At 71.8% G+C, this 6,000-nt stretch carries 4 protein-coding genes; all 4 read left to right on the top strand.

The annotated features are described in order from the left end of the window. The first annotated feature begins 310 nt into the window (after positions 1–310). Entirely contained in the window at positions 311–1,276 is a 966-nt protein-coding gene (locus B1H50_RS01175; RefSeq protein WP_080461955.1) for an AAA family ATPase, read from the top strand. A gap of 275 nt (positions 1,277–1,551) precedes the next feature. Then, entirely contained in the window at positions 1,552–3,234 is a 1,683-nt protein-coding gene (locus tag B1H50_RS01170; protein ID WP_158082812.1) for an RDD family protein, read from the top strand. Position 3,235: 1 nt separating this feature from the next. Continuing rightward, positions 3,236–3,550 carry a PP2C family protein-serine/threonine phosphatase gene (locus tag B1H50_RS01165; protein WP_080461953.1) on the top strand — a complete coding sequence of 105 codons (315 nt, stop codon included), beginning with the start codon at positions 3,236–3,238 and terminating at the stop codon, positions 3,548–3,550. Positions 3,551–3,676: 126 nt separating this feature from the next. Beyond that, positions 3,677–5,533, top strand: a complete 1,857-nt coding sequence (locus B1H50_RS01160; protein WP_080461952.1) for an FHA domain-containing protein — start codon at positions 3,677–3,679, stop codon at positions 5,531–5,533. Positions 5,534–6,000 lie beyond the last annotated feature (467 nt).

Genomic DNA, 6,000 nt, shown 5'->3' with positions numbered 1-6,000 from the left:
GAGCGCGAACGATGGCCGTGGGCCGGCCCACGGCCATCGTTCGCGCTCCGGGCGATCAGCTGTTGTGGTGCTTCACCTGGTCATTCATCATTGAGTCCAATTCGTGGCCTGGTGGGGCGGCGTCTGCCGCAGTCGGCGCCCGCGAGTGTGCGAGAATCCTTTGCGAACGGAGGCATCCTGTGAGTCGGTCCGCATCTCCCTGAACAAGGCGGGCCTGGCGCGCGGGGCGCCTCGGGAGTGGGTCTGAGCTCCAGCGGAGCCCTCTCGTCCCTAGCCTCCTCTCGCACGTGACCCGAACAGGAACCCAGCCATGCCCATCACCCAGGAGAACGCGACCTGGTTCGCCGAGACCTTCGGCAAGATGGTCGACAACGTCGGCCAGGCCCTCCTGGGCAAGGAGGATGTCATCCGCCTCGCCCTGACCACGATGCTCGCCGAGGGCCACCTCCTCCTGGAGGACGCCCCGGGAACGGGCAAGACGGCCTTGGCCCGCGCTATCGCGGCCACCGTTCAGGGCACCCACTCGCGCATCCAGTTCACCCCCGATCTCCTTCCCAGCGACATCACGGGCGTGACCGTCTACGACCAGAAGACCGGCTCCTGGGACTTCCACCCCGGGCCCGTCTTCTCCTCCATCGTCCTGGCCGATGAGATCAACCGCGCCTCGCCCAAGACGCAGTCCGCCCTCCTGGAGGTCATGGAGGAGTCGCATGTGACGGTCGACGGCGTCCGCCACGACGCGGGCCGGCCCTTCATGGTCATCGCCACCCAGAACCCCGTGGAGCAGGCGGGCACCTACCGCCTCCCGGAGGCCCAGCTCGACCGCTTCCTCATGAAGACCTCGGTGGGATACCCGGACCGCTCGGCGCTCACCCAGGTGCTGGCCGGCTCCGCCCGCCCTGACCGCTCCCAGGAGATCTCCGCGGTCATCTCCTCCTCCGCCGTCGCCTCCATGTCCGATCTGGCCTCGGAGAACCATGTGGAGCCCGCCGTCCTGGACTACATCGGCGCGCTCATCGAGGCGACCCGTGAGGACTCCTCCACTCGCTTGGGGGTATCCACTCGTGGCGCTATCGCCATGACCCGGGCGATCCGCGTGTGGGCCGCGTCCCAGGGGCGCGCCTACGTCCTGCCCGACGACGTCAAGGCCCTCGCGGAGGTCGTGTGGGCGCACCGCCTCGTCATGGATCCCGACGCCGAGTTCGCCGGGGCCACGGCCACGCAGGTCATCACGGCCGCCGTGGAGAAGGTGCCGGCGCCCACCGCCCGCATGTGAGGCCGTGACGGGCCGAAGGCCGCCCGCACCCTCCGGGCCGCGCCAGTGCGGAGGGCGAGATATCCCACGTCCCTGCTCCGCCTCATCCCTTCGTGGGGGAAACGCGAGTGGCCGGTTCTCGCTACGCTCGGATCACGGATCGGCGAAGACTCCCGTCATCCATCCAGGACGACGTCGGCTTGCCGCATCCGAATCCGTGCCCGCGAGGCGCGGTTGACTCTGCAATCTGCGTCCCAGTCACTGACTGGGCGACGCCGATCAGGATGGACGTGACTATGACCCTCCCTAGCACCAGCGGTCCCGGGCTGCTTCCGCCGCATCTCTCAAGCGCCCCGCCCGCGCGGCTCTCAGCGCGGTTCATCGCATTCCTGCTCGACAACATCCTCATGGGACTGCTCGGTCTCGTCATGGGCGCGGCTGTCGGGGCCGGCATCATGGCCGCCGACGCGACCGGGGGAGTGATCGGGGGTGTGGTCGGCGGGATCCCCGTCCTGTGGGCGCTCATCAAGTACTGGCTCCTCGCGCTGATGAGGAAGGGGGCCACGCCCGGCATGCGCATCGCCGGCGTGACCTGGGTCCGATGGTCCTACCCCGATTACCCCGGCTGGCAGGGCCTGCTCAAGAAGATCATCCAGTCGCTCATCGGCTGCACCGTGGTGGGGCCCATCATCGTCTACCTCTTCACCCGTGACGAGTACAACCGCTTCTGGTTCGACCGGGTCACTGACATCTACGCCGCCGACGCCAAGAATGCCTCCCTGCCCTGGGGCCAGGAGCCCATCGCGGTGGCCTCCGCCTACAACGACGCCGGATCGCCCCTGGCCATGGGGCAGGTCGATTGGCAGGGCGCTTCCGCCCCGGCGACCGACGGCGCCCCGTGCCCCCCTGCCACCGAGCCGGGGCCGGCCCTCGCACCGGCGCCCGACGCCGCCGAGATGCTCGCCCCCCTCCAGGCGCAGACCACCTACATCGATCAGGACTCGGCCCGCGCCGTCTTCGAGGGCGCCCAGGGCCAGGTCGACGCCCCATCCGCCCCTCCCCGGGGCGCTCACGCGGCTCCGCACCCCCAGGTTCCTTCGGCCTCCCAGGCGCCGTCGGCCCCGGCGGCCCCCTCCGGCGCCGGCTGGCTCTCCGCTCTTCAGTCCGCTCAGCCGCAGGCGCCCCAGACCGGCCCTGAGGGCATTACCGCCTCAGGCGGTTGGCAGCCCGGCGGGTGGGACCGGGGCCCCGCCGTCCCCGAGACCGCCCAACCCTTCCAGCCGGGATACGCCCCGGCGGACGAGCTCGCGCAGGCCTATCGGACCGGCCAGCAGCTCCCGCAGGCACCGCAGCAGCCTTACCAGGTCCCCGGCCAGGCCTACCAGGTCCCCGGTGCGGCGGAGCCCGCGCAGCCCCTCCAGCAGCCCGGCTACCAGCAGCCGGCCTCCTACCAGTCGCCGTTCCCGCAGGCCCAGCAGGGCATGCCCGCCCAGGGGGTCGAGCCCGCCGGAACGGCGCCGTTCCAGGCTCCGCAGGCCGGCGCCCCGGCGCCCCAGGCCCCGAGCACCGGTGCCTACGAGGCCCAGGCCGCCGGCGCCGCGGCCACCGTCGTCTTCGACCGCTCCTCCGCCCAGCAGGCCGGGATCGGCGCGCCCTCGCTCCGCCTCGCGCTCGACACCGGCCAGGTGGTCCAGCTCGGCCGGACTTCCCTCATCGGTCGCGCCCCCGTGGCCGCGGGACCCTGGGCGCAGGCCCAGCCGGTGCCCGTGGACGACCCCGCCTTCTCCATCTCCAAGACGCACGCCGTCATCACCTACGACGGCGGCCGCCTCGCCATCCAGGACCTCCAGTCCACCAACGGCACGGTCGTCGTGGCGCCCAACGGCGCCGCCACCCAGGCGCTACCCGGCATGATGGTCCCCGTGCCCATCGGCGCCACGATCCGGCTGGGCGAGCGCACGGCGCGAGTGGAAGCCTGAGATGTCGCGAGCAGGCGAGTCGGGGGCGAGCGCCGACGAGATCCTCCTGGAGCATGGCGCCACCACCGATACCGGCCTCACCCGCAGCCGCAACGAGGACTCCTACCTCGCCGACCATTTCCTCATTCCCGCGCGGGTCGGCGATCGACTCATCGTGTGCACTGACGGCATCAGTGGTGAGATAGATGACGATTCCCCTGCAGAGGCCATTCGCCGAGGCCAGGGACCCCAGGAGACGGCGGATGCGCTGATCGCCACTGCCCTGGGGACTGGTGGCAAGGACAATGCGACAGTTATTGTCAGTTATTGTCATTGACGTTACCCACGCTCCGCCCGCTGCGCCGGACGCAGCGACGGACGTGGACAGCTCGACGATTCCGTCGACGAAGCACGACACGCTGCCCCGAGCGCGGGAGCAGCACAGCAACAAGGAGAACCCCGCATGAGGCACGCGCAGAGCATCCCTGGCCATGCCGCCGCCCTCCACATCCCTGGATTGACCCGCACCGCCATCTGCGACCGCGGCCTTGCTGCCGTCGCCTCCGCTCCCGGCGGTCAGGCTTCCGTCGAGGACGTCCCCCGGCTCTGGGCCTCGATGCTCGACGGTGCCCCCCTCATCGATCTCCTTCACGGGCTCATGGACACCCATGGCGGGAGCGTCTTCGACCTGCCCGAGTTCGTCGTCGCCGTCCTGGAGGACGGCGAGCTGACCGCGGCCGTGCGCGGCAGTCTCAAGCTCATCGTCGACACTGACGAGGGCATGCGAACGATCTCCGCCCCCGAGGTGCTTGCCTGGGAGGAGGTCCGCTTGCGCGGCGTGCGCGGCATCGGCCTGGACCTCACCGACTCCGGCTCCGCGGACACCGCCCCGCTGCCGGTGGCCTCCGGCGTTGTCGCGGCATCCTACGTCGCCCTGGGCTCGCTGGCCGAGGGATCTCGGAAGTCGTCGAGCTCGGAGACCCCGTCCTCCGACGACGAGGAGGCTGGACCAGCGGGTTCCGCTGGTACCACTGACGACTCCGATTCTTCCGCCGCCACTGAGACGGGCGCCGCTGAGCCCACGTCCGATGCCGAGGCCGCTCAGAGTCGCGGCCGCAGCGGCCGCCGCGCCGCCGCTCAGGCCGCGCCGATCGCCTCGGCTGCCGCCGCTGAGCCCTCGCAGGCCGACCTCGCCGAGATCGACGCGATCGTGGGGATCCCCTCCCGGGCCGCCGCCACGGGACCCATCCCGGTCGAGGATGCCGCCGCTGAGCCCGACGCCGGTGACGGCGCGGGCGCCGAGAAGCCCGCGGACCCGCAGCTCGCCCTGGTGGATGCGCCCTCGGTGAAGTCCCCGGTGCTCTCCGTCATCGGAGCGCCCGAGGACGCCGTCATCAGCCGGTGGCAGGCCGAACGCCGATCCGGTGCCGACGGCGGGGCGGGCGCTGCTGCCGGGCAGGCGCGGTCCGATGCCGCCGAGCCGATCGTCGCCGTCGAGCCCATCAGTGCCGACGACGTCCCCGCCGTCAACGACCTGTCCGAGCTCACTCGTGCCGCGAAGAGGCTCGAGGCCTACGCGGAGGCCGAGATCGCCGCCACCGCGGAGCCCACGCCGGTCCTGCCGATCCCCGTCCAGGCCGACGGGGCCCTCGGCGCTGCAGGGGCGGTTGCCAGCGGGACCGTCGGAGAGAGGGCCTCCGAGGTTTGGTCGCATGACGGGCAGACGCTCACCAACATGCCCGCAGCGGGGTCGCCGGGCGGGGAGGGCCCCGTCGCCGAGAGCTCGTCGCAGGCGGTTCGCGCCGTCGCGGCGACGGACTCCCCGTCGCCCGCCCCCGCGGGGGAGGACGAGCCCGCCCCGGAGAACGCCGTCAAGGTCCTCGCCGCGTTCTGCGCCGAGGGGCACCCGAACCCGATCCATGCCCCGCACTGCCGGGTGTGCGGCGGGGCGCTGACCAGCCGCACAGGGCATGTCAACCGGCCCGTGCTCGGCACGCTGCACGCCTCCGACGGCACCGCCCTGCCCATCGACGGGGACATCATCATCGGGCGCGTGCCCAAGTCGGACGCCCCGGAGGGCGAGCCGCAGCCGCGCCTCATGGCGGTTATCAGCCCTTCGAAGGCGATCTCCAAGTCGCACTGCGCGGTGAGGCTGGATGACTGGGATCTGAGCGTCGAGGACCTGGGATCCACGAACGGCACGATCCTCATGCGGCCCTCCGAGCCCCCGCGCCGCCTCACCCAGCACCAGCGGGCGCTGCTGCGCACGGGCGACGTCATCGACCTGGGGGACGGCGTCTCGGTTCTCGTCGAGGCCTGATCCCGCCATGGGCGCGGCGCGCGGGGACACCCCGCTCTGGGCGCCGCCGGAGCGGCAGCTCGGTGCGCAGCCGCTGGCGCCGTCGGCCGGCGTCTAAGCGCTCGGTGCTCTCGAGGCAGTGCTCGTTCGCGCCCTGCGCCTCGGCCTTGCCGAGCGCTATCTGCCCCAGCCGCGGACCTCCGTTGCCTCATCGCCGAGACCGGTCGAAAACGGCACCGAAACCGGTCCGCTGTCCCCAGGGGCGGCGGCGCTTGTTCCGTTTTGGTCGGGCTGTGGATACGCGACCGGTTTCGATCGTGATATCGACCGGTCTCGCTCATAAGCGGAGGGGCGGTGATGGTGCGGGGAGGCGTGGCGAGGATCATGTGCCGGCGGGAGCCGCTGGCCTGGCCCGGCCGGCGCCGCCCGAGTACTGTGTTCCCCGGTGCCCGCATGCGGGCTCCGATCTCCATTCCGTTCCCAGCGGG

Origin of the sequence: Actinomyces gaoshouyii (assembly GCF_002072175.1) — a bacterium.
Classification (GTDB): domain Bacteria; phylum Actinomycetota; class Actinomycetes; order Actinomycetales; family Actinomycetaceae; genus Actinomyces; species Actinomyces gaoshouyii.
This window is presented reverse-complemented; position numbering and strand designations above follow the sequence as displayed.